Source organism: Streptomyces sp. NPDC059534 (genome assembly GCF_042743475.1).
Classification (GTDB): domain Bacteria; phylum Actinomycetota; class Actinomycetes; order Streptomycetales; family Streptomycetaceae; genus Streptomyces.
Genome location: NZ_JBHWAQ010000001.1, coordinates 43,659 through 67,748, shown reverse-complemented (window position 1 = coordinate 67,748; position 24,090 = coordinate 43,659). Strand labels below are relative to the sequence as shown.

The 24,090-nt window shown below is 71.8% G+C and carries 18 protein-coding genes and 1 pseudogene; 7 read left to right on the top strand and 12 right to left on the bottom strand.

Translation table 11 applies throughout. The annotated features are described in order from the left end of the window. The first annotated feature begins 19 nt into the window (after nt 1-19). Nucleotides 20-1,543 (top strand): class I adenylate-forming enzyme family protein, encoded by a 1,524-nt coding sequence (locus ACFVZH_RS00225; RefSeq protein WP_384890694.1) that lies wholly within the window; start codon nt 20-22, stop codon nt 1,541-1,543. 57 nt (nt 1,544-1,600) lie between these two features. Here the strand turns inward: ACFVZH_RS00225 and ACFVZH_RS00220 are convergent, their stop codons facing one another. From ACFVZH_RS00220 to ACFVZH_RS00210, 3 genes are all read right to left on the bottom strand, one after another. Then, the gene (locus ACFVZH_RS00220; protein WP_384890691.1) at nt 1,601-1,795 is read right to left on the bottom strand and encodes a lipopolysaccharide assembly protein LapA domain-containing protein; all 195 of its coding nucleotides are present in this window, start codon (nt 1,793-1,795) and stop codon (nt 1,601-1,603) included. A 71-nt stretch (nt 1,796-1,866) separates the two neighbouring features. Next, nucleotides 1,867-3,024, bottom strand: a complete 1,158-nt coding sequence (locus ACFVZH_RS00215) for a PP2C family protein-serine/threonine phosphatase (RefSeq protein ID WP_384890688.1) — start codon at nt 3,022-3,024, stop codon at nt 1,867-1,869. 229 nt (nt 3,025-3,253) lie between these two features. After that, complete coding sequence (locus ACFVZH_RS00210; RefSeq protein ID WP_384890685.1) at nt 3,254-4,681, bottom strand: MBL fold metallo-hydrolase RNA specificity domain-containing protein; 1,428 nt, start codon at nt 4,679-4,681, stop codon at nt 3,254-3,256. A 175-nt stretch (nt 4,682-4,856) separates the two neighbouring features. On the opposite strand from ACFVZH_RS00210, the gene ACFVZH_RS00205 reads away from it, so the two are divergent. Beyond that, nucleotides 4,857-5,939: a zinc-dependent alcohol dehydrogenase family protein gene (locus ACFVZH_RS00205; protein ID WP_384890682.1), complete on the top strand. Its 1,083-nt coding sequence runs from the start codon at nt 4,857-4,859 to the stop codon at nt 5,937-5,939. A gap of 99 nt (nt 5,940-6,038) precedes the next feature. Here the strand turns inward: ACFVZH_RS00205 and ACFVZH_RS00200 are convergent, their stop codons facing one another. Further along, a complete protein-coding gene (locus ACFVZH_RS00200; protein ID WP_384890679.1) occupies nt 6,039-7,055 on the bottom strand; it encodes an Acg family FMN-binding oxidoreductase in 1,017 nt (338 codons plus the stop codon). A gap of 22 nt (nt 7,056-7,077) precedes the next feature. Beyond that, a complete protein-coding gene (locus ACFVZH_RS00195) occupies nt 7,078-7,701 on the bottom strand; it encodes a CBS domain-containing protein (protein ID WP_384890676.1) in 624 nt (207 codons plus the stop codon). 310 nt (nt 7,702-8,011) lie between these two features. On the opposite strand from ACFVZH_RS00195, the gene ACFVZH_RS00190 reads away from it, so the two are divergent. Next, a complete protein-coding gene (locus ACFVZH_RS00190) occupies nt 8,012-9,745 on the top strand; it encodes a GAF domain-containing sensor histidine kinase (RefSeq protein ID WP_384890673.1) in 1,734 nt (577 codons plus the stop codon). A gap of 3 nt (nt 9,746-9,748) precedes the next feature. Here the strand turns inward: ACFVZH_RS00190 and ACFVZH_RS00185 are convergent, their stop codons facing one another. Beyond that, nucleotides 9,749-10,435, bottom strand: coding sequence for a response regulator (locus ACFVZH_RS00185; protein WP_384890670.1), 687 nt, complete (start codon nt 10,433-10,435; stop codon nt 9,749-9,751). A gap of 544 nt (nt 10,436-10,979) precedes the next feature. Between ACFVZH_RS00185 and ACFVZH_RS00180 the strand changes: the two genes are divergently transcribed. Then, nucleotides 10,980-13,073, top strand: a complete 2,094-nt coding sequence (locus ACFVZH_RS00180; RefSeq protein WP_384890667.1) for a hypothetical protein — start codon at nt 10,980-10,982, stop codon at nt 13,071-13,073. A gap of 67 nt (nt 13,074-13,140) precedes the next feature. Here ACFVZH_RS00180 and ACFVZH_RS00175 read toward each other — a convergent pair whose 3' ends face one another. Together ACFVZH_RS00175 and ACFVZH_RS00170 are read right to left on the bottom strand one after the other, a co-directional pair. Then, nucleotides 13,141-17,283, bottom strand: coding sequence for a trypsin-like peptidase domain-containing protein (locus tag ACFVZH_RS00175; RefSeq protein ID WP_384890664.1), 4,143 nt, complete (start codon nt 17,281-17,283; stop codon nt 13,141-13,143). Nucleotides 17,284-17,289: 6 nt separating this feature from the next. Then, the gene (locus ACFVZH_RS00170) at nt 17,290-17,637 is read right to left on the bottom strand and encodes a CU044_2847 family protein (RefSeq protein ID WP_384890661.1); all 348 of its coding nucleotides are present in this window, start codon (nt 17,635-17,637) and stop codon (nt 17,290-17,292) included. A 437-nt stretch (nt 17,638-18,074) separates the two neighbouring features. Between ACFVZH_RS00170 and ACFVZH_RS00165 the strand changes: the two are divergent. Continuing rightward, nucleotides 18,075-18,877 (top strand): annotated as a pseudogene (locus tag ACFVZH_RS00165) (ribonuclease BN). An 88-nt stretch (nt 18,878-18,965) separates the two neighbouring features. Here the strand turns inward: ACFVZH_RS00165 and ACFVZH_RS00160 are convergent. Beyond that, nucleotides 18,966-20,513, bottom strand: a complete 1,548-nt coding sequence (locus ACFVZH_RS00160; protein WP_384890658.1) for an MFS transporter — start codon at nt 20,511-20,513, stop codon at nt 18,966-18,968. 176 nt (nt 20,514-20,689) lie between these two features. Between ACFVZH_RS00160 and ACFVZH_RS00155 the strand changes: the two genes are divergently transcribed. Continuing rightward, nucleotides 20,690-21,754 (top strand): nitrous oxide reductase family maturation protein NosD, encoded by a 1,065-nt coding sequence (locus tag ACFVZH_RS00155; protein WP_384890655.1) that lies wholly within the window; start codon nt 20,690-20,692, stop codon nt 21,752-21,754. A gap of 64 nt (nt 21,755-21,818) precedes the next feature. Beyond that, a complete protein-coding gene (locus tag ACFVZH_RS00150; protein ID WP_384890652.1) occupies nt 21,819-22,847 on the top strand; it encodes a methyltransferase in 1,029 nt (342 codons plus the stop codon). A 94-nt stretch (nt 22,848-22,941) separates the two neighbouring features. Here ACFVZH_RS00150 and ACFVZH_RS00145 read toward each other — a convergent pair whose 3' ends face one another. Genes ACFVZH_RS00145 through ACFVZH_RS00135 form a run of 3 tightly spaced genes read right to left on the bottom strand, consistent with a single transcriptional unit; the run spans nt 22,942 to nt 24,072 of the window. Next, on the bottom strand, nt 22,942-23,274 hold the full coding sequence (locus tag ACFVZH_RS00145) for a TcmI family type II polyketide cyclase (RefSeq protein WP_384890649.1): 333 nt from the start codon (nt 23,272-23,274) through the stop codon (nt 22,942-22,944). 56 nt (nt 23,275-23,330) lie between these two features. Next, the gene (locus ACFVZH_RS00140; RefSeq protein ID WP_384890646.1) at nt 23,331-23,810 is read right to left on the bottom strand and encodes an SRPBCC family protein; all 480 of its coding nucleotides are present in this window, start codon (nt 23,808-23,810) and stop codon (nt 23,331-23,333) included. Nucleotide 23,811: 1 nt separating this feature from the next. Further along, complete coding sequence (locus ACFVZH_RS00135) at nt 23,812-24,072, bottom strand: phosphopantetheine-binding protein (protein WP_384890643.1); 261 nt, start codon at nt 24,070-24,072, stop codon at nt 23,812-23,814. Nucleotides 24,073-24,090 lie beyond the last annotated feature (18 nt).

Genomic DNA, 24,090 nt, shown 5'->3' with positions numbered 1-24,090 from the left:
GAACCATCAGGAGCACGGGATGCACCTCAGTGCCATGCTGGACAGCGCCGTCCGGAAGTCCGGCCGCAAGGAAGCCCTCGTCTACGGCGAGCAGCGCTGGACCTACGCGGAACTCGCCGCCGACGTGCGCCGCGCCGCGGCCGTACTGCGCGACGCGGGCCTGCGTCCGGGCGACCGGCTCGCCGTCATGACGTACAACACGCCCGCCTTCGTCATCGCCGCCTTCGGCGCCTGGCACGCGGGCGCCGCCCTGGTGCCCGTCAACCACAAGCTCCGGGCCGTGGAGGTCGAGCGCCTGCTGCGGCACAGCGGCGCCCGGCTCGCCCTCGTCGACGAGGCCCTCGCGTACATCGCCGGCACCGCCGCGGGAACCGACGTCCCGGTACTGGTCAGCCACCCCGGCGAGCGGCCCGGCGAGCGGACCGAGGGCTCTTTCGAGGCCCTGCTGGAAAGCGCCCCGGAATGGACCGGCGCACGAGGGCCGGACACCGGCACCGCCCAGATCCTGTACACCTCCGGCACCTCGGGTACCCCCAAGGGCTGTGTGCACACCCACCGCGGCATCGCCCTGACCGCCGCGTACACCTCGGCCGCCGTCCCGCTGCGCCGGGACGAGCGCTTCCTGATCTGCATGCCGATCTGGCACGCCTCCCCGCTCAACAACTGGGTGCTGGGCACCGTCTTCATGGGCGGCACCGTCGTGCTCCAGCACGAGTACCACCCGCGCGGCATGCTGGAGACGATCCAACGGGAGCGGACCACCGCGGTGTTCGGGGCTCCCATCGCCCTGATCACCCCCCTGCGGACCGTGCCCGACCTCGACGCCTTCGACCTGACCTCGGTGCGCTCCTGGATCTACGGCGCCGGCCCGCTGGACGCCGACACGGCCCGCACCCTGATGAAGGCATACGGCTCCGACGCCTTCCACCAGGTCTACGGGATGAGCGAGATGGGCCCCGTCGGCTCCTCCCTGTCACCCGACGAGCAGGTCGGGAAGGCGGGCTCCATCGGCCGCGGCGGCATGCCGGGCGTCGACCTCAGGGTGGTCCGGCAGGACGGCACGGACGCCGCACCGGGCGAGACCGGGGAGATCCGGCTGCGCTCGGACACCCGCATGGTGGGCTACCTCGACGACGAGGAGGCCACGGCACTGGCCTTCGCCGGCGACTGGTACCGCAGCGGCGACGTCGGCCGGATCGACGAGGACGGCTTCGTCACCATCGTCGACCGCATGCAGGACGTCATCATCACCGGTGGCGAGAACGTCGCCTCCCAGGAGGTCGAGGGCGCCCTGCGCGGCCACCCCGACGTCCTCGACGTCGCCGTCGTCGGCCGCCCGCACCCCCAGTGGGGGGAGACCGTCGTGGCGGTCGTGGTGCCGCGCGACGACACCGAGCCGACCCTGGACGAACTCTGCGCCTGGCTGGAGCCGCGCCTCGCCCGCTACAAGATCCCCCGCGAACTCGCCCTCCGGCCGCAGCTCCCGCGCACCCCCTCGGGCAAGGTCACCAAGCACGTCCTGCGAGCCGAGTTCACGGCCTGAGCGGACGACCGGCCACAAGGGGCCCGGCATTGCCGGTACGGACCTCCGTCCGGCGTCTCACCGCTGCGCGCGGCGCCGGGCGATGAGGAGGCCGAGGACGATGCCCACGAGGAGGGTGACGGTCAGGACGATCCACAGCGGGAGCGTGACCTCCGGAATCCACAGTCTGACGGTGACGGAACCGGTGTTGGCCGCGATGAACCAGACGGCCAGGGCGGCGAGGATCACGAATCCGATCGTACGGATGCGCATGTCCCGCCCCTTGACCGTCAGGGTCGACGGCCCATGCGGCTGCTTCGCAGTTTTCGGGGACATGCAGTCCATTATCGGCCGGTACGGTCACCCGGTCGACTCAGCGGGCGGCGGACGGCCAGCAGGGCCATGTCGTCGGAGCGCGCACCGGCGGTGAAGCGGCGGACGTCGGCGACGAGCGCGTCGAGGAGACGGTCCGGCGTCGCGAAGGTCCGGCCGCTGAGGTGGGTGACGGGATCGTAGAAGACGTCCGCGGTGTTCCGCGCCTCCGACAGTCCGTCCGTGTAGAGCAGCAGGGTGGACTCCGGCGGGAAGGCACACGTCGTCATCTCGCCCGGCCCGGGAGCGAGTTCCCCCAGCCCCAGCGGGAGCGAGAAGGAGCCGGGCGTCAGCTGGGCGACCGTCCCGTCCCGGTGGAGCAGCAGCGGCTCGGGATGGCCCAGGTTCAGGACGCGCAGCTCCTCGTGCCCCGGGGGGATCTCCACGAGAGCGCAGGTGGTGAAGCCCTCCGTGTCGTCGATGCCCGCACGGCGGGCCCCTTCCCGGGCTAGCGCGCGTTCCAGGCTGCCCGCCACCCCGGACAGGCAGCCCTCCCGGTCAGCCGCCTCCCAGAACGCCCCCAGGATCACCGACACCGTCTCGATGGCCCCCAGCCCCTTGCCGCGGACGTCGCCGATGAGGAGCCGTACGCCGTGCGGGGTGGACCGGGCCGCGTACAGGTCGCCGCCGATGAGCGTGTCCTCCTGCGCGGCCTCGTAACGGGCGCCCAGCCTCAGCCCGTCCACACGGTGCTCGGGGGTCGGGAGCACGGCCCGCTGGGCGGTCTCGGCGACGCCCCTGGCCGAGGCGAGGCGGTTGCGGTCCCGGTGCACGACACGGTTGAGGAGGACGGCGATCGCCGTGACGAAGACCAGCGTGGCCAGCTCGGTGACCAGGCCATGCGCCGCGGTGACGCCCCCCATGTGCCCGGTGACCGCGTAGTAGGTGGTGATCGCCAGCAACCCGGCGCCACCGTAGAGGACGGTCGCCAGGCTGCTGAAGAGCGGCGCCGAGATCAGCGGAGCCGCGGCGAAGAACGGCATTCCGGTCAGCTCCCTCGGGGTGCTGAGCTGGAAGACCACCCCCATCACCAGGCACAGCGAGGGCAGCGCACGTGCGAGTCGCCCGACGCCGCCGGCATGGCCCTCGCCGGGCGGATCGCCAGGAGTGCCACGTGTGTGGTTGTCCATGCAGCCCTCCAGGGAGGGAGCCGGGACTTCCCAGTATGCGGGCGGTGACGCGCCGCTGCGAGCGAGGAACGACGCCGCGGACCGGACCCGCGGCCGGCGCGCCGGCACCGACGACTACCTGATGAAGCCGCTCGCCGGCGAGGAGCTCCCGACCCGCGTCGAGCCGGCCACGTCGGCGACGGCGAACGGCTGCGGGGTCATGGCTTTTCGTCACCGGGCGTGGGTCCTGTCAGCGGACCAGGACGGCCTCGCCGGACCGGGGTACGACGGCCGTCCAGCCCAGTTCGCGGTCGATGCGGTCGCGCAGGGCGTCGGAGGCGCCCGGTTCGCCGTGGACGAGGTAGGTGGTGTGCGGGGGAGGGGCGCCGCGGAGCCAGTCGACGATCTGGCCGGCGTCGGCGTGGGCCGAGAAGTGGGGGACGTCGGCGACCTCGGCCCGTACGGGCACGTACTCGCCGAACATCTTCAGTACGCGGGCCCCGTCCACCAGGTCCCGTGCGCGGGTGCCGGCGGCGGCGAAGCCGACCACGACCACGGCGTTGCGCGGGTCGGGCAGGAGCCGGTGCAGGTGGTGGAGGACGCGGCCGCCGGTGGCCATGCCGGCCGAGGAGACGACGACGGCGGGGCCGGGCGCGCTGTTGATGTCGATGGACTCCTGGACCGTCCTGGCCGCCTGGAACGGCTCGGGGCTGAGCGCGGCCTCTCCCTGGGCCAGGATCTCGGGCCGCAGCTCGGCGGAACGCTCGCGTACGGCGTCCCGGTAGACGTCCAGGGCGGCCAGTGCCATGGGGCTGTCCACGTACACGGGGACAGACCGGGGCAGGATCCCGTTCTCGCGCAGACGGGTCAGTTCGTGCAGGACGACCTCGGTGCGGTCGACGGCGAAGGAGGGGATGACGACGGTGCCGCCTCTGGCGACGGTCCGCTCGATCACGGCCGCGAACGCGGTCCGTGCGGACTCCTGCTCGTGCCGCCGGTCGCCGTAGGTGGATTCCACGAGCAGGACGTCGGCGCCGGAGAACGGCTCCGGCGGCCGCAGCAGGGGGTGACCGGGCCGGCCGAGGTCGCCCGAGGCGGCCAGGGTATGGCCGTCCTCCATCGTCAGGTGTGCCCAGGCCGACCCGAGGATGTGCCCGCCGTGGTGCAGCCGCAGCCTCGTGCCGGCCGTGATCTCCACGTCCTCGCCGACGGGGACCGTGTCGAGGAACGCCAGCGTCTTCTCCACGTCGGAGTCGTCGTACAGCGGCTTGGCGGGGCGGTGCCTGGACCAGCCGTGCTCGTCGGCGTGCCGGGCGGCCTCCATCTGGAGCCGTGCGCTGTCGCGCAGGACGATTCCGATGAGCCGGGCGGTGTGCGCACTGGTCAGGATCGGTCCCCGGAAGCCCTGCCGGACCAGGCGGGGCAGATAGCCGCAGTGATCCAGATGGGCGTGGGTGACGACCACGGCGTGGATGTCGGCGGCGTCGCGGGCGAACCGCTCCCAGTTGCGCCGCCGCAGGTCGGCGAAGCCCTGGAAGAGGCCGCAGTCGACGAGGATCCGTGCACGGTCGCTCTCGACGAGGAACTTGCTGCCGGTGACCGTGCCCACGCCGCCCAGGAAGCTCAGCAGGGCGGGGCGCGGGACAGGGCGAGCGGGATCGGGGGCTGCCTCGGACATGGCCGGCCCTCCTTCGGAGTGTGATCCGCTCTCCACCCTCGCACCGGACCGGCCGGGCCCCGGGGTCCGATCGGGTCCCACCTCTGGGCCGTTCGGCACATGCGCCGCCGCGGGGCGTCGGCCGAGCCTGATCGGGGGAGGCCCCGAACGCGCTACAGGGAAGTGGGTGGGTGCCATGAAGGCAGCCGTCTTCCAAGGTCCGGGCCGTGTCGCCTGGCAGGACGTGCCCGACCCCGGCATCAAGGACCCCGGCGACGCGATCGTGCGGGTCGACGCCGTCACCATCTGCGGCACCGACCTGCACATCCTCAAGGGGGACGTGCCGGAGGTGACGCCCGGCAGGGTGCTCGGTCACGAGGCGGTGGGGACGGTGGTCGAGACCGGCCGGGACGTGCGTACCGCGCGGCCCGGGGACCGGGTCCTGATCTCCTGCATCTCCGCCTGCGGGCGCTGCCGCTTCTGCCGTGAGGGCCGCTACGGCCAGTGCCGCGGCGGGGGAGGCTGGGTCCTCGGCCACCTCGTCGACGGCACGCAGGCGGAGTACGTCAGGGTGCCGTTCGCCGACCTGTCCGTGCACCCGCTCCCGAGCGCCGTCGACAGCTTCGACGCCGTCCTGCTGGCCGACATCTTCCCCACCTCCTACGAGGTGGGCGTCCTCAACGGCGGCGTCCGGCCGGCCGACACGGTCGTCGTGGTCGGCGCGGGCCCCATCGGGCTCGCGGCGATCGCCACGGCACGCTTCTACAGCCCGGGACGGATCGTCGCGGTCGACCTCGTGGAGTCCCGGCTGGCCGCCGCGCGCAAGCTCGGCGCCGACGCCACCGCGACGGCCGACGAAGGCCCGGAGCAGCTCGTCGCCGATCTCACCGACGGGCTGGGCGCCGATGTCGTCATGGAAGCCGTCGGAGTGCCCGAAACCTTCGAGACGTGTACGCGCATGGTCCGGCCGGGCGGGCGGGTCGCCAACATCGGCGTCCACGGCAAACCGGCGGTCCTGCACCTCGAAGACCTGTGGATCAAGGACGTCACCATCACCACCGGCCTCGTGGACACCTCGTCCACCCCCATGCTGCTGCGCATGATGGCGGCCGGTCGGCTGCCGGCGGCGGAACTCGTCACCCACCGCTTCGCACTCGGGCAGATGGAGGAGGCGTACGACGTGTTCGGCCGCGCGGCCGACACCGGCGCCCTCAAGGTCGTACTCGGCGGTCCCCAGCACACGGCCGTCGAGGTGCCTGGCGCCCCGGCCGCCGGATGACCGGCCCACCCGTGACCGGCTCACCCGCCGGCCCCCGGCCGACATGCTCTGAAGCCCGTCAGGCGCACGTTCGGAAGCAGGCGCACGTTCGGAAGTCCGTCAGGCGAAGGTGAGCACCTCGGAGACGGGGCGGCGGGGTGTGGCCCGCCCCCTCGGGCCGTAGCCGAGCCGGATCACCATGTGGACGAATCCCGTCGTGGACCCCGGGTCGCGTGCGGTGGAGCGGAGGTCGGGCCACTCCAGAGGCTGGGACATGAGGGAGGTGGACAGTCCGTCGAGGGTGGCCTGAAGGAGGACCCGCTGGAGCGCCTGGCCCGCGGTGAGCCATTGCCGCGGAGTGTCCTCGGTCGTGCCGAGGAGCGCGATCTGGGGATTCTTCTCGAAGCGTGCCGCGGCGCGGTCCGTGACGTGCCGGGACGCGTCGAAGTCACGGACCGGCGAGGTCACGTCGTACTGCCGCGGTCCGAACGCGTAGGCAGGGATGCCCTCGGTCGCGGAGCCCTCGGCGGAGGTACCCGTGCGCGCCCAGGTCGCGATCTCCGCGCGCACCGCCTCGTCCGCGGCTTCGAACCTCTCGGAGTCGTGGACGAGCCCGAGCACGGTGTCGGTGTGCCAGGCCCCCGGTACGACCAGCCGGCATCCCTCCAGGAGGGCCGCGGCGCGCAGCCCGTCGACCACCTCGGAGGGGATCCGCTCCTCGGTGAAGGGGAAACGGCTGCTGTGCCGCTGCGGCAGAGCGGCGTGGAGGGCGGCGAGACCGCTGTCGGTGGGGTCGGTGGGGTCGGTGGGGTCGGTGTCGTCGGGGCCGTGGAGCTCCACGTCGGCGAAGTGCCAGGGGTCCTCGGGCCGCGGAAGCAGGCGGACGACCCCGTGCAGGCCCCTGTGGGCGGCGGCCACACGCAGGGCGAACAGGGCGGCGCCGCAGCCGAGGTGGAGGGCGCGGTGGTCGGGGTCCTCGTGCGGCATGCGGCGCAGCGGGTCGCCGTACAGCTCGACGACGCCGGTGCCCGTCCTGTGGACGAACTTCCAGGGCTGCGCGTTGTGCATCGAGGGGGCCGTGGCGGCGTCCTGGACCAGCGACGTCACGAGAGATCGGGGCAGAGCGGTGGTAGACACGGTTCGTCCTGTCTGCGGTGGGTCACCGAGCGAGGGGGTGTGGGGTGCGGGCAGGGGCGGCGGGAGGCGTGTCGTCCTCGTGGAAGGACAACCGGTCCACGACGGCGACGACGCCGTCCACGCTCTCGGCGAGGCGGACGATCATCAGGGCCTGGCTCCGCCACCGGACGCGACCGGCGAGCGTCACCACACCGTCGAGGACGTGCACGTCCACGGTGTCCCGGGGCAGGTCCATGGCATCCGTGAGGACGTCCGCCCGGATGTGGCGCCGTATCTCCGCGTCCGGGCGGAGGTAGACGCAGAGCAGGTCCCGGCGGGTCACGATGCCCACCAGCCGCTCCTCCTCGTCGACCACCGGAAGACGCTCGACTCCGCGCCGCACCATCAGTCGTGCCGCGTCCGCCACGGTCTCCTCGGCGTGGACCGTGATGGCCGGCCTGGTCATCAGGTCCCGCGCCGTCCGGTCGTCGCGGGCCAGGAGGTCGCTCTCGGAGACGACTCCGACGACGTGATCGTCCTCGTCCACCACCGGGACCCCGCTGATGTCGCGTTCGGCGAGCAGCTTCGCCATCGCCTTGAACGAGGTCGCGGGGACGGCGGAGACCACGTCGTCGGTCATGAGACCGCCGACCTTCATGTGTTTCATGGCCGCGCCTCCTGTGGGAGGGATCGGAGGGTGAGCGGGCGCTTCCCGCCTCCCCACTCTGCGATGCGCGCGGTGCCGCGGCGAGGGCCGAATGGTCCATCGTCGTTGGCCTGAGCGGCCCTCGGCCACCCCGGGACCGGGCCGCACGCGCCGCGGTGCAGTGGGGAGGGCAGCGGAGGCATCCGACCGAGGGGCAGCGGAGGCATCCCCGCCCGAGGGCGTGACGACAGGAGCGCGGGCCGTCTTCGGACTACCGTGAAGGTACGCGCGTCGCGTGTGCCGGGAGGGCCGGACGGAGGCGGAGGCTGCGATGGGCCGGGAGAACCCGCGATCCGCTGACGCCAGGATCCCGCGGCTGAGGCTGGACGAGCTGCTCGACGAGCTCCAGGTGCGCATCGACGGGGTGCGGGGCGCCAGGGACCGGCTCAACGGCCTCCTCGAAGCCGTCATGTCCGTGGGCAGGGAGCTCGATCTGCCCCAGGTGCTGCGAGGCATCGTGGAGGCGGCGGTGACGCTCGTCGACGCCGAGTACGGGGCCCTGGGCGTCGTCGGCGACGACGCGAAGCTGTCCGCGTTCCTTCCCATCGGCATCGACGACGACCTGCGCGCCCGGATCGGGGACCTGCCCTCGGGCCACGGCATCCTCGGCGAACTGATCCGCAACCCCGAGCCACTGCGCCTGTCCGAGCTGTCCGAGCATCCCGCCTCGTACGGCTTCCCGCCGCACCATCCGCCGATGCACACCTTCCTCGGCGTCCCCATCCGGGTCCGCGACGAGGTCTTCGGCAACCTCTATCTGACGGAGAAGCGCGGAGCAGCCGACTTCGACGCCGAGGACGAGGCCGTCGTGACGACACTGGCGGTCGCGGCCGGCATCGCCATCGAGAACGCCCGCCTCTACGAGGAGGGCGGAATCAGGCAGCGCTGGCTGGCGGCGAGCTCGGACCTCACCAGCGCCCTCCTGTCCGGCGCCGACGAGTCCGAGGTCCTGGGCGGGATGCTGGAGCAGGCGGTCGACATCACGGGCGCCGACCTGGGGGTCTTCTACCTGGTCGGTCCCGGCGGTGAACTGCGGGGCTCCCTCGCACGCGGCGACGGGGCCGAAGCGCACCGGGGCGTCGTGCTCCCGAGCACCGAGGGAACCCTGGCGGCGGCAGCCCTGGCGAGGGACGGCCTGGTCACGGCGGCGGACGTCGAGAACGACGGGAGGGTCACCGTGCAGCCCGAGCGCTGGCGGGGCTTCGGCCCGGCGGTCGCCGTCACGGTCGGCACGAAGGAACGACTCAGCGGCGTGCTGATCCTTGCACGGCGCCGCGGCCGGACGCCGTTCGCGGGAGCCGAGATCGGCGGTCTTCCCGGTTTCGCGGGGCAGGCGGCCCTGGCACTCGAACTCGCCGACCGGCGCCGCGACGCCGAGCAGGTGAGCCTCCTGGAGGACCGGGACCGGATCGCCCGCGACCTGCACGACCTCGCGATCCAGCGCCTCTTCGCCACCGGGATGACCCTGCAGAGCGCCCGCCGGTTCGTGGAGCACCCGGAGGCCGTGGACCGGCTGACCAGGGCGATCGACGACCTCGACGCCACCATCAAGATCATCCGGTCGAGCATCTTCGGCCTGCGGGAACACCCCGCCCCCGGAGCCGCCCGGCGGCTCAGGAACCGCATCGTCACCACGGTCGACGCGGCCGCCCCGACCCTCGGACACGCCCCCGCCCTGCGCATGGAGGGCCTCCTCGACACGGACGTGCCGCCCGACGCGGCCGAGGAGGTGATCGCGGTCATCGGCGAAGCGCTCACCAACGTGGCCCGGCACGCACGAGCCCGCCACACGGAGGTGGCCGTCGTCGCCGAGGACGGCGTCCTGGCGGTGACGGTCAGCGACGACGGGGTCGGTATCCCGCCGGGCGGCGCGCGCAGCGGTCTGCGGAACCTCACCGAACGGGCCGAGCACCTGGGCGGCGACCTGTCGGTTCGCGCACGACCCGAACCGACGGGCGGCACCGTTCTCGCATGGCGGGTCCCCCTGGCGGCCGTACAGGAGTGACGGCTAACGCCCCTCGGCGTCGTGCTCGTGGACCTGCGCCGCGATGACGGCGGCCTGCACGCGACGTTCCACGCCCAGCTTGCCGAGCAGCCGTGAGATGTGGTTCTTGACCGTCTTCTCCGACAGGTACAGCCGCTTGGCGATCTGCCGGTTGGTGAGGCCCTCGCCGATCAGGTCGAGCACGGATCGCTCCCGCTCGGACAGCACGGCAAGCCGCTCGTCCTCCGGGGGCTTCGTCACCTCGGACTCGCGCAGCGAGTGCATCAGACGGGCGGTGGTGGCCGGGTCGAGCATCGACTGCCCGGTGGCCACGGTCCGTACCGCCGAGACGAGATCGGAGCCCTTGATCTGCTTGAGCACGTAGCCCGCCGCTCCCGCCATGATGGCGTCGATGAGGGCGTCCTCGTCGTCGAACGACGTCAGCATCAGACACGCGAGCCCCGGCATGCGGGAGCGCAGCTCCCGGCACACCGAGATCCCGTCCCCGTCGGGCAGCCGTACGTCGAGCACGGCCACGTCCGGCCGCAGCGCCGGCCCTCTGGCCAGCGCCTGGCCGGCCGTCGACGCCTCCCCGACCACCTGCATGTCGGGCTCGTCGTCGATCAGATCGCGCAGCCCCCGGCGGACGACCTCGTGATCGTCCACGAGAAAGACACGGGTGGGTGCGTCTGCTTCCGGCAGCTCGGTCATGGCGACCCCTGTGGTCGGTGGTTACCTGCCCACCCCCCATAAGAATTGTCCGTCACAAGCCGTTCTCGGGCGGCCGGCCGGGACGGACCGGACCGGACCGGCGGGGAATCGAGCGCATGCGTGGCCTCGGGCGCATGGGCGGCCTCGGGGACCCGCGAGCCGACCGCGTGGGGTCGACGGTCACCGGGATGTGCTCGGTCGTCCGACAGTTGCCGAGCGAACTACCAGGTCAGGTGGCGGCTCCAGGGGAAGGGGAACTACAGTCGAAGTAACTTCACAGCGCACCCGTCGACCGGCCTGCACGTCCGCGAGGGAGCGGTGATGTTCGGATGCGCCGTGGGCGTATCGGGAGACTCCTCCGGCAGATCTGCCGGCCTCCGACACGGGATTTCGCGCGTACGCCCTCGTGACCACCATCGAAACCATCAACCGGTTCGCCGCGGCCGTCGACGTCACCACGTGGCGCCGCCGGACCGGATGTCCCAGACGGGCGGGCCGAGTTGCCCGTCCGGGAAGCGGCGGATCACCCTGACGGGGAGACACCATGGGACAGTTGGAGCAGGCGTTTGACGAATTCCTCGTCGCGGTGCCACAGCACTGGCTGGTGGGACGGACGGGAGACCACATCGACGCGGTGGTCAACGGGAACGGGACCCCCGAACTCCCCACGGACGCACCCCTGCTCCCGCGCCTGGAGAGCAGCTCTGCCCCCGACGTTCTGGCCTTCGGCCCCTTCCCCGATGCGACGTGGTTCCTCCCGTCGTACGTTCTGCCCGCCAGAGACACGAAGTTCGCCTTCGACGCGGTCCAGCACCCCGGCGATGTCGCCACCGACGGAGGACCGTTCAACCACGCCACCTTCACCCTGACGCTGAAGGAGGTCCTGTCGGACAGCGTCCTCTCCGCCGTCACCTCGGGTCAGCTGCACCCCGTGCCGGACCTGCATCCGGTCGTGAGGCTGGCCGTGCCCATCACGGAGTCCGACTCGACGGTCACCGTCCACAGGGTGACGGGCACGACGGCGACGGTCAGCGGGACCAGTTTCACCGTCACCTTCGAGCTGTCCGGCTCGCTGGTCGAGGCCGCCTATGTGCACCTCACCCGGAGCGGCGAGCTGCGGCTGGAGTTCGAGCCGACGTACTCCGGTTATCAGACGGCCCTCGTGACCGCGCCCGACATCGGCTTCCCCGTCCACGGGCCGATGTTCCAGGGACTGCAGTTCGAGGTCTTCGGCGACGGCGGCAACACCGGGGACGCTCCCTTCGAGCCGTCCCTCAACGACCGGTTCGGCGCGTACGCCTTCTTCCCCTGTACCGCCCGCTTCCGCCGCAGCCTGTCGATCGGCCTCCACTTCAACACCGACGCCCACCGCAGCCGCTTCACCATCTCGTCCGAGGGCATGACCCGGCCCATCATCGACGGCAACGACCTCAACGACTTCGCGGTACCGCGGTCGGAGTTCCGCGAACTGACGACGCTCGGCGACATCGTGACGAAGTACCCGTCGCTCCAGCGTGTCTTCTTCGGCCAGGTCAGCGGCATGGTGATCGCGATTCCGGACGCCTACGGGATCCTGGTCACCGCGCAGGGCACCCTGGCGTCCCTCGACTCGATCGTCGACGAGTCGCCCGAGACGCTCAGCGGCTCCCGGTTCCACTTCACCTTCACGGTCGGTCCGATGGTCGACCCGATCGACCTCGCCCGCCTGCGGGCGGACGTCACCGGCGTCCCGGAGGCCGCCGGGCGCACCCTGCGCGTCGCCCTGCCGAGTGGGCTGGACTCCCGTACCCCGTCCGGCCTTCAAGGGTTCCCGCGAGGAAAGGTCGCCTTCGCCGATGGGGACGGCCCCACCATCCAGGTGAGCGTCGACATCTCCGACGACCGGCCCACGCCGGCCACGACCCTCGTCAACCTGTTCCTGCAACAGCTCGCGTCGCCGGGTCCGGCGCCCCTGTTCGGCACCATCGCGGTCCGGCTCGACGACGTCCTTCCCCAGCCCGTGCGCACCCAACTGCTGCTGAACCTGCGCCGGACCGCCCACAGCGGTGACCTGGTGACCACACGGCTGCCCGGAGCCCAGCCCAGCGCCCAGGCAGTCAACCTGGGACCCCTCGACCTCAAGCTCCTCCAGTGCGCCGATGTCCGGGACGGCCAGGGTCCGGGGCCGCTGGTACCCCTCGGGGGCAGGGTGCTCGACGGCGGGCAGACGACCACCCTCCAGGGCGTCGGTGCCGGCACGACGGTGGAGGTGTCGCGCACCCTGGAGGTGGCCCTTCCGCTGCCGAAGGCCGAGATGCTGACCTTCGTCGCCTTCCACACCCACACCGTGCAGGAGGTGCAGCACCCGCTCACGGTGAACGCGGCCGGGCTGAACTTCGCGGCGGAGGGCGTCAGCACCCTCAAGGCGGAGATCACGCTCATCGCCCACCCGGGCGACCCGGTCCCCGCGTTGACGCTGAGTCCGTCCCACACCATCGACTTCGTGCACGTCTCCCTGCCGGTGGACTCCGCCGTCACCGGTCTGGACAGCACGGTCCTGCTGACCGTGAGCACGGCGTCCGGTGTGCGGACCGTCTCCGTCGCGCACGACTTCGTCGACGAGCCCATTCTCGTCGTCACGTCGTCGACGATCCACTGACAACACCCCGCCGTCGGCAGGCAGGACCCTCAGGTGAGGTCGGGTACCGCGGCCGACGGGCCATCCGTCAGCCCGACCCGCACACCGGATCGCCCGACTGGCCCGGCAGGTAGGCCGACCGCTCCTGCGGGGTGAGGTCACGGCCGACCGTCCGGCAGATGCTCTCGAGCGCGGCGGCGGGCTCGGGGAGGGCGGTGTCCCACAGGCGTACGTTCTTGTCGCCCCCGGCGGTGGCGAGGGTGTGGCCGTCGGGGCTGAACACCACGCCGAACACCGCGTTGGTGTGCCCGATCAGGGTGATGAGGGGTTTGCGGGAGCCGACGTCCCACAGGCGCGTGGACAGGTCGATCCCGGCGGCGGCGAGGACGCGTCCGTCGGGGCTGAACGCCACCGCGTTCACCTCGTCCGTCGGTCCGAGCAGGGTGGCACGGGCGGCGCCGGACGGGAAGTCCCACAGCCGCACGGTGCGGTCCGAGCTGCCCGAGGCGAGAGTGTGTCCGTCGGGGCTGAAGGCCACCGACGTCACCTGACTGGTGTGACCCACGAGGGTGTGGAGGAGTGTGGCGGTCGCCACGTCCCACAGCCGTACCTGCGCGTCGCTGCCCGCGGTGGCGACGGTGCGTCCGTCACGGCTGAAAGCCACCTGATTGATCCCGTTGGCCTGCTGCTTCAGCTCCTTCAAGGGCTTGCCCGTGACCGGGTCCCGCAGGACGACGGTACGGTCGCCGGCGGCCGAGGCGAGGATGTCGCCCTGGGGGCTGAAGACCACACTCTGTACGGAATCGGCGTGATCACCATCGGCCTTGAGGATCTTGCCGGTGTCCACGTCGATCAGGCGCACCTTGCCGTCCATGGTGCCGGTGGCGAGGGTGCGTCCGTCAGGGCTGAACGCCACCGAGTCCACCCCGCTTTCGTGTCGGGCGACGGGTGCCAGGACCGCTCCGGTGGCCAGGTCCGTCAGCCGGACGTACCCGAGGCCGTCGCCGCTGGCGAGCAGCTTTCCGGTGGGGTCGATCGCCACCGCGAGCACCCCGCCGGGATGCCCGGCGCGGGTGGCGCGTACCGCTCCGCTCGACATGTCCCACAGCCGCACCGTGCGGTCGAGTCCGGCCGACGCGAGGATGCGCCCGTCCGGGCTGAACGCCACCGACTGCACGTCTTCGGTGTGGCCGAAGAGACCCGTGAGGGGCGCACCGGTGGCGGTGTCCCACAGCTGCACGACATGCGCGCTGCCGGTGGCGAAGGTACGTCCGTCCGGGCTGAACGCCACCGACGCCACGGCGTTGCCCGTCTCGCTGCTGCGGGCCTTGCCCGTGGCCGTGTCCCACAGTTGCACCGTGCCGTCCCCACAGCCGACGGCGACGGTCGTGCCGGCGCGGTTGAACGCGACCGAGAAGATCTCGCTGGGATGGTCCAGCTTCCTCAGCTGTCGTCCGGAGGCCACGTCCCACATCAGCGCCGTCAGGTCCCCGCTGCCGGAGACCAGGGTCTTGCCGTCGGGGCTGAACGCGATCGAGTACACGACACCGGTGTGCCCGGGAAGGGTCGCGAGGAGTTCGCCGGTCTTCGCGTCCCTCAGGCGCACCATGGCGTCCCCGCCACCGGTCGCCAGGGTGTGCCCGTCAGGGCTGAAGGCCACGGCGGCCACCGCACCGGCGCCCTCGCCCCGGATGGCGCGGGACTCCCCGGTGGCCGTGTTCCACAGCCGCAGGGTGTCGTCGGCGTCGCCGGTCGCGAGGGTCCTGCCGTCGGGGCTGAACGCCGCCGAGTACACCTCGTTGGTGTGCTCCTCGCGGATGATGCGGGCCTTGCCGGTGGCCACGTCCCAGAGGCGCATCGTGCGGTCGTCGCCGACGGTCGCGAGGGTCTTCCCGTCCGGGCTGAACGCCACCGTGCGGACCGTGTCGGTGTGTCCGGTCAGACGGCGGTGCTGGGGCAGAGCCGCCGCGTTCCGCAGGCTCTCCAGGGATTCCGCGTTGTGGTTCGTGCGGTACGCCTTGACGGCGAGCAGCGAGGCGAGTTCCGGGTTCGTGGTGATGAGCTCGGTGGATTTCGAGGCCAGCTGCCGGGACAGCGCGGTCTCGCGGGCGTTCACGGCCGTCCGCCACTGCCAGACGGCCCCGCCCATGGCGACCAGGGCGAGCACCAGCAGGGTCGCGAGGACGCTGTTGAGACGTCTGCTGCGCCGGATGACGGCGTGCTGGCGCTGCTTGCTCGCCGTGAGGAAGGCCGCGATGTCGCCCGGAAGATGGCGTTCGCGTCCCCAGTCGAGGCCCTCCGCGAGGGCCGTTCCGGCCAGCAGGTCTCCGGGGTCCTGCCCGGCGGCCCAGCGGGCGCGCCGCTCGCGGGTGCGCTCGAACCACTGCTGGAACTGGTGCTCCTGGCCCACCCACTCGTGCAGGGCGCGCCAGTCGCGGATGAGCGCTTCATGGATCAGCTCCGCCACCGGCCGGCCGGAGGCGGTGTCGGGGCCCTCGCGGGCGCCGAGGGTCCGGGTGGTCACGATGCGGTGCCGCGTGAGGACGGCGAGGACCTCGTCGAACGCGCCGTCGTCGCCGGGCGTGCGGTCCGGGTCGGCCGCGAGCTCGCGCAGTTCGTCGAGGGGCACCTGGGCGCGGGTGGAGGGAGTGCGGCGGGTGTGGTCGGCCGGGCGCACCAGGGAGGTGAGAATCCGCTTGGCGACGGGCCGCTGCTCCCTGGTCAGCGCGTCGAGAGCGGTGTCGCACCAGGTCGTCAGGCTTCCGGTGACCCCTCCGATGCGCCGGTACGCCTCATGGGTGAGGTAGCCGTCCTGGCGCCGTTCCCAGAGCTGGCTGAGCGTGAGCTCCAGGAGGGGCAGGACGGTGGCCGGTACCTGGAGTTTCGTCTCGCCGTCGGGGGCCGTGGCCAGGACGTCGGTGATGATCTGCTCCGGCAGTCCCGCCTGGAACCGGAGCCGCACGTCCTCGGCGGGCAGGGTGACGATGTCGTGCAGGTCCTGCTTGCCGAGGCTGTTCGGGACGTTCAGGAGTCCCGGGGTCGCGGCTTCCAGCAGTCCGGGGGCCTGCGCGGCCAGTTGGGGGTAGAAGTCGTCGCGCATGATCAGGACCACGCTGAGCCGGTCGCACGATGCGGCGGCCTCGGCGATCTCGTCGACGACCGGCCGGTGGTCGTGCCGTCCGTCCCCGGCGGACTGGGTGAAGACCTCCTCGAACTGGTCGACGACCAGGAGGACGTGGTCGTGCTCGCGGTCGTCCCCGAGGCGGCGGGCGACGGCCGCGGCGATCCCGTCCGTGGTGACGCCGGGCAGGCCGGCGTGCTCGATCTCCGACAGCAGGTCCTGCCGCGGCCGGACGAGCACGGTGAACCACCGGTCGCTGCCGGGCAGTTCGCCCGCGGCGAGCGCCCGCAGCACACCCGCCTGGATCAACGACGACTTGCCGGAGCCCGAGGGGCCGAGCAGAAGGGTGAGCCGCTGCCGCCGGGCGAGGCTCGCCATGACCTGCCGTACCGCGTCCTGGCGGCCTTCGAACCATCGCGCCTGTTCGGCGGTGAAGGACTCCAGACCGAGATAGGGACACAACTCGCTCTCGACGAGCTCGGGAAGCAGACTCCGCAGCGTCCGCGTCGGCGTGCCGTACGCGATGTTCTGCCCCCGCCCGTAGGCGTCGGGGGCCGTGATCTCGGTGACCATGCCGACGACCAGGCCGGTCTCCTCGTCGAGAACCGGCCCGCCGCTGAACCCGGTGGTGAGGTCGTTGGCGCCGGTCAGCTGCAGCAGCTCGCTCTCGCCCGGCGCGGCCGGCAGCAGGTCGCCGGCCACACCGAAGCCGAAGTGCCCCTCCCTCGGGGCCTGGACGGGGAAGCCGAAGGAACACACCCGGTGGCCGCGACTGCCCTCGGCGGGCCCCAGCGGCAGTGGCTCCGACCCGGCCGGAACGCCGTCGAGACGGACGAAGGCCACGTCCTCGGCTTCCGGTTCACGCCAGGGCTCTTCGAGGACCAGGCCGGCGAACCGCTCCGCGCCGGCCACCCGGGGGAAGGCCACCTCCACCCGGTCCCCGGGGCCGTGGCCCGCGGCCCGCACCACGTGCGCGCAGGTGGCGAGGAGGTCGCCGGACACCAGGAAACCCGCCCCCGCCACGGTGCCGTCCCGCCCCAGGACCTGCCCCACGGCACCGGTGAGCCGCGCTCCGCCCGGCCCGTCCGACCACGCCTGCTTGCTGGGCATCGGGGCTCAACTCCCCTGTTCGTCCGGTGGAGACAGGGCGCCGCCGTCGCGCTCCCAGGACACGGTCACCTTCAGATGGCCGTCGGCGCGACTCTTGGTGATCACGGCGCCGGCCTCGACCGCCAGGTTCACCCCGAACTCGACCGTGATCGCGTCAGGGCGCGCCTTGCGCAGTTGCTCGAGGGTGGCGCGTGCGGCCTCCGTGATGGGCTCCAGAGCCGCCTGCAGACTTCCCGGCAGCTCACGCACGGCGTTGCCGATATGGCCGGCCTTCACCGGCCCTTCCGACAGCGTCGGATCCTCCACCAGAACGCAGCCCCCGCCCTCCAGCGGAATACGAGTCAGGGCTACCACAGCGCCTCCTTCATCCGCCGCGTGGAAGCACGGCTGATGCGATCGACGGTCGTGGACATGTCCGCAGGGGGAATCAAGCCCAGGATCGTCGATTCCGGGGGCCTCCGCATCCCGGAGCGCGCTCGGGGCGCATGCGCCGCCTCCGCGAGCCGGGCCGGGTGGCCGAGAAGCGCCTGCCGGGCGAAACCCCAGGTCAGGCGGCCCGTTCATCGCCTCTGCGTATCTCCGCCGCCCGCTCGTCTCGCTGACGGCGGCCAGGCGGCGGGAGTTCGGGTCGGCCGGCGCCGCCGGCTGTCGCGGCGGTCTGATCTACGGTGGAAGCACCAGCAGATCCCTGGAGCGCGCCATGTTCGTCCTTCCGTGCGCCGCCGGTGCGTCGAAGCTGTCGGCGACCGCCCGTCCAGCGGCACGATGATGGCCTCCCGTCCGGCCGGGTGATGGTCTCCGTACCTGCGGATACGCAGCGCGATACGCCGGTTGCGGGCGGGGCACCGTTGGTTCCGGTCAGTGGTCTCGACCTGTGGCAGCGTTCGCTGGGTTTCGCCGCTCTGGGGTTCCTCACGCTGGTGCCGCTTCTGATCGTCGTGTCCGCGGCGGGCGCGGGGAAGCGGGAAGGGGTTCGCGCAGTGGCTCGGGGACGGGCTCGGGGTGTCGGAGGCGGCGCGGGCGGAGATCGAGCGGTTGTTCGCGCTGCCGGGCCAGGTACGGCGGACCACGACGGCCTTTCGGCCTCGCCCTGCTCGCCGTGTTCGGTCTCTCGTTCGGCACCGTGGTGCAGAGCGGCTACGAGAAGGTCTGGGACCTGCCGCCGGCCCATTGGCGGGCCCGGTGGCGGCATGTGGTGTGGCTCGCCTTCCTCATCGGGACTCTCTACGGGCTCGCGGTCGCCCCTTTCCGGCGGGAGAGCTCGGCCGGCGGCTTCGTCACGCTGCTGAGCGGAACGCTGTTCCTCTGGTGGTCGCAGCGACTGCTGCTCGGCGGCCGGGTCGCCTGGACGGCCCTGTTGCCAGGGGCCGTGGCCACGGTGCTCGGGTTGCTCGGGCTGCGGATCTTCTCCGAGGTCGTCTTCTCCCCGTTGATCGCGTCGAGCGCCGTGAGCTACGGCCCGTTCGGGGCGTTCCTCGTCATCCAGACCTGGCTGGTCGCGGTGGGCGTGGTCGTGTTCGGAGGCGCGTTGGCAGGCCGACTGGCCGGCGAGGACCTGTCCCGCTGGATGCGGGCGCGGAAGCGGCCGCCGTGATGCCCCGAGCGTGGCTGCCCCGTGCGGGGTGCGTCCGCGGGGGAGGGAGGAGCGGTCGCGCGACGCCACGCGTCTGGGGTGGCCGCCGCTACAGGGCTGCGTCCGCCGGCGTCTCCTGTCCGTGTGGGCTCGCGCCCGCTTCCGGCTTCTGGTGCTCGGCGCCGCTCGCGGGGACGCGTACCGTCGCGACGACGATCAGCGAGGCCACCGCCCCGAGGGCCGCCGCCACGAGCAGCACCGCGTTCAGGCCGGACGCGAACGCCTCTCGTACCAGGTGCGCCATCTCGGCGCGTTCGCCGGCCGGCCAGCCGGCCACGAGGGAGCGGGCTTGTCCGCCGCTCAGAGCGACGGCCGCCTCGTGCGGGTCCGGGATACTGCCGTCGGTCCTCAGCACACGTTCGATCCGCGACTGAAAGATCACGCCGAACACGGCGATCCCCAAGGCGAAGCCCAGCTGGCGGAAGGTGTTGACCGCACCGCCCACCATGCCCGCGCGGGCCGGTGGCACCGTGGCCAGGGCCGCCGCCGACAGACTCGGTGTCACGAGCCCGATCCCCAGACCGGAGACGACGAGCCCCGCGACAAGGCTGCTGCCCGAAGACCCCGCGTCGAGGGTGGCCTGCATTCCGGAGCCCAGGGCGATGAGCGCCAGCCCGCCCCCGATGGACGCGCGGGGCGGCCAGGGGCCGAAGCGGCCCGCGAGCGCCGAGACGACGAACGCGGAGGCGCACACGGGCAGGATGTACAGGCCCGCTTCCACGGGCTCGTACCCCAGTACGGACTGCATCCACAGCGACTCGTACAGCAGATAGGCGAACGCGGCGCCTTGCAGGCACAGGGCGCTGATCATGATTCCGGTGAACGACGGCCTGCGGAACAGCGACAGGTCGAGGACGGGGTGCTCGTGTCTCGTCTCGACCACGACGAAGAGGGCGAGGGCGACGGCCGCCACCGCGTACAGGCCGAGCGTGGAGGGTGCCGCCCAGCCCTCGGAGTGGGCTCGGATCAGCCCGAACGTGAGGGCCCCGCTCGCCACGGTGAAGGTGACCATGCCGAGCACGTCCGCACGCCGCCCGCCCTCGCCCTTGGCCTCTCGCACCGAGCGCAGGGTCAGCACGACGGCGGCCAGGCAGACCGGGAGGTTGACGAAGAAGATCCATCGCCAGTCCAGGTACTGGGTGAGGAGCCCGCCGACCACCGGCCCGGCCGCCGCGGCGACCGAGTTGGTGGCGCCCCACACGGCGAAGGCCACACCCCGCTCCCGGCCGCTGTAGTGCATGCCGAGGAGGGCGATCGTCGTACCGAACATCCCGGCGGCGCCCAGCCCCTGTACCGCCCGGGCGCCGATCAGCACACCCGCGTTCGGGGCCACCGCGCACACCACCGACGCCGCGGTGAAGACGATCAGCCCGACGAGGTACACCTTCCGGCGGCCGATCCGGTCGGCGCGGGAACCGACGCCCAGCAGCAGCGAAGCCAGTGCCAGAGCGTACGTGTCGACCACCCACTCCACATCGGAGAGCGTGGTGCCGAGGTCCGCCGCCATGTCGGGCAGCGCCACCGTCACGATCGTGACGTCCACCAGAAGCATGAAGGTGCCCAGACAGATCGCCGCCAAGGGCCACCACTTACGCATCCGAACCCCTTCCCTGCCCGCCGCACCGAAGAGGCGCCCCCGGCGGCCCCATGATGCGGCGGTCCCGCCCGGTACCCGCGCGCCACGCCCATCGTGTGGACCGCAGGGAGGTATGCCTAGGTCCGCCTGGACGATCAGCGGTGGCAGGCCGGAACACGCGCTCGTAGCTTCGGCGCATGACCACACGACAGATCGCCCACCTGGCATGCGCCGTGGCCGTCGTGGCCACGGGGCTGGGAGCGGCCGCCCCGACGGCCCACAGCCGGACGGCGCACCGGGTGAAGCCCGGCGAATCGATCCAGAAAGCCGTGGACGCCGCGAAGCCGGGGGACACCATCGTCCTGTCTCCCGGCACCTACCGTGAGAGCGTCCGCATCACCACATCGGGTCTGACGCTGCGGGGCTCGGGCCTCTCCCGCACCGTCATCGTGCCCGGCGACACCGCTGCCGACGACGCGTGCGCCAAGGCCGGTCACGGCATCTGCGTGACCGGGACGGAGAGCCGCCCCGTCCAGGGCGTCACCGTGCGCTCGCTGACGCTCACGGGCTTCACCGGCAACGGGCTGTGGGCGTCCGGGACCGACCGGCTCACCGTCCGCGGGGTGCTCGCCGACAAGAACGGAAAGTGGGGCATCGCCCAGGAGAGATCCGTGCGCGGTGTCTTCAGCCACAACATCGCCCGGAACAACGGCGACGCCGGAATGTTCCTGGCCAACACCGTCGACACCGAGCACGGCGCCACGGACGCCGAGGGGACGGTGATCACGCACAACAGCCTGTCCGGCAACCGGATCGGCCTCACCGTGAGGCGCCTGCGGAACGTGACCGTCGACCACAACGACGCGACCGGGAACTGCGCCGCGGTGTTCGTGGTGGGCGACGAGTCCACGCCGCGCGCCGGGGCCATGACCCTGCGCCGGAACAACATCCACGCCAACAACAAGTACTGCCCGAAGACCCCCCGTCTGCCCTTCCTGCAAGGCTCGGGAATCGTCCTCACCGGCGCCGAGGAGACGGTGGTGGAGAAGAACAGGGTCGTCGGCAACGTGGGCACCTCGCCGCTCTCGGGCGGCATCGTGCTGTTCAAGAGCTTCGTGGGCGCCCTCAACGAGCAGAACGCGATCCGCGACAACGTGGTGATGAGCAACAGCCCCGCCGACCTGGCCAACCGGGACACCGGCCGGGGGAACACCTTCACCCGCAACACCTGCACGCTCTCGGAACCCGCCGGACTGTGCTGACCCACCGGGTTCCCCGACACCACCCACACCACCCACGGCACGACAGCAAGGACAAGGCGAACAGATGACAACGGTTGATCCGGCTCCCGCCCCGCCGATGCGGCTGAGGGAGCTCGTCTTCGGAGCGGCGTGCGCCGCCGCCGTACGCGCGGCCGCCCGCCTGGGCGTGGCCGACGCCCTGGGCGACACGCCCATGACCGTGGAAGACCTCGCGGCGGCGGTGAAGACCCAGCCGCGGACACTGCGCAGGCTGCTGCGCGCGCTGTCCTGCCAAGGGGTCTTCACCGAGAACAGCGACGGCACCTTCGCCCACACGGAGATGTCCCGGCTGCTGCGCGAGGACGATCCGCACAGCCTGCGGTACATCGCACTGTGGTGCACCGAACCGTGGACGTGGGACGTCTGGCCCAAGCTCGACGAGGCCGTGCGCTCCGGACGGAACGTCTTCGAGGACGTGTACGAACGGGAGTTCTTCGCGTACCTCAACGAAGACGCGCCCGAGTCCGCCTACGTCTTCAACCGCGCCATGACGACGTCGAGCAAGCAGTCGGCACAGGACGTCGCGGACCTCCTCGACCTCGGGGACGTGTCCTGCGTCGCGGACATCGGAGGCGGACAGGGACACGTCCTGGCGAGTCTGCTGGAGAAGCACCCCTCCCTGAACGGCGCGCTGCTCGACCTGCCGGGAGTGGTGGAGAACGCCGACCCGCGCCTGCGGGACGGCGGCGCGCTGAGCCCCCGGGTCCGTGTCGTGGCCGGCGACTGCCGTGAGGACATCCCGATCCAGGCGGATGTGTACATCATCAAGAACATCCTGGAGTGGGACGACGACAGCACCCGCAGGGCGCTCGCCAACGTCCGCAAGGCGGCGCGCCCCGGCGCCCGGGTCGTCGTCATCGAGAACCTCGTGGACGACACGCCGTCGATGAGGTTCACGACCGCCATGGACCTGCTGCTGCTCCTCAACGTCGGCGGTGCGAAGCACACCCGGCAGAGCATGGTCGACCGGCTGACGGACGCGGGGCTCGTCATCGGCGAGATCCGCCCGGTCAACGCGTACCTCCACGCCTTCGAGTGCACCGTTCCCGCCTGACAGGAGCGAGGGAGACGAACCCGAGGCCGCCCGCCCCGTGAACTTCGCGGGGCGGGCGGCCTCGGGTTTTCCGTGCCGGGCGTACCTCGGGGGATCAGGAACCCGCGTCGCGCTCCCAGCGGTAGAAGCACTGCGCCATGGCGTCCTTGGGGCTCCGCCAGGTCTGCGGGTCGTACGCGCTGACGTACGCCGACAGCTTCTCGCTGGCGTCCCGGAACTCGGGGTGTCCGGTCAGCTTCGCGATGGCCGGCGCCGGGTCCTGCTCCGACTCGATGAGGTGCAGGTACACGTCGCCGAACTGGAACAGGCGACGCCGGGTGACGCCGACGAGGTGCGGGAGTTCCCCGCGGTCGGAGGCGGCGAACACGTCGGCGATCGCCGGAGCCGAACCGGGCGCCATGCGGGCGACGATCAGAGCGTGGTGCATCGAGCGTCCTCTCAGGTGTGATGTGCGGGTGTACGGGTCTCCGCGGCGGGGTTCGGTCAGCCGGGCAGGACCGGGGCGCTCCGGCGGTCGCGGGCGACCTGCTCGATGCGGTCCCGGATGAGGGCCATCTGCGTGCGGGAGTTGCGGTTGATGTTCTCGGTCATCCAGACGTCGTCGACCGGGGCATCGGGCTTCATCGCGAAGTCCTGCACCCACCGCATGTGGACGCCGGCCGGCGTCTGCTCGTACTCCCACCGGATGTTCATGTGGTCGAACGGGCCGGTCTCTACGCGGCGGGCACGGACGGTCCGCCCGGGGCGGTCGACGGTGCGCTCCGACACCCAGCTCCAGACCTTCCCGGACTCGTCCGGGTGCATGGTCAGGCGGAAGGTGGTGGAGTCGCCCTCGCGGGAGAGCACCTCCAGTGACGCGTACTCGCTGAAGAGATCGGGCCAGTTCTCGATGTCGTTGGTGATCTCCCAGACGAGATCGAGCGGGGCGTCGATGGTGATGCTGTTGTCGGTGTGACCGGACACGTCAGGCTCCCGTCTTGAGGGTGCTGTTGACCAGGCCGAGGAACTCGACGGGCGTCTTGCAGCGCTCGGCGTCGGTGGGCAGCGCCACGCTGTACCGGTTCTCCAGCTCGCCGACGATCCCGAGCAGGCCGAGCGAGTCGAGGCCGAGGGTGGTGAACGGAGCGTCCGGCTCCTTCTCCAGCTCCCGGGCGTCGACGGTGACCCCGGCCGCCTGCTTCATCAGCGTGGCGAGTTCGTCGAAGGTCAGTGCGGTGGTGATCATCTGTGCTCTCCTTCCCGC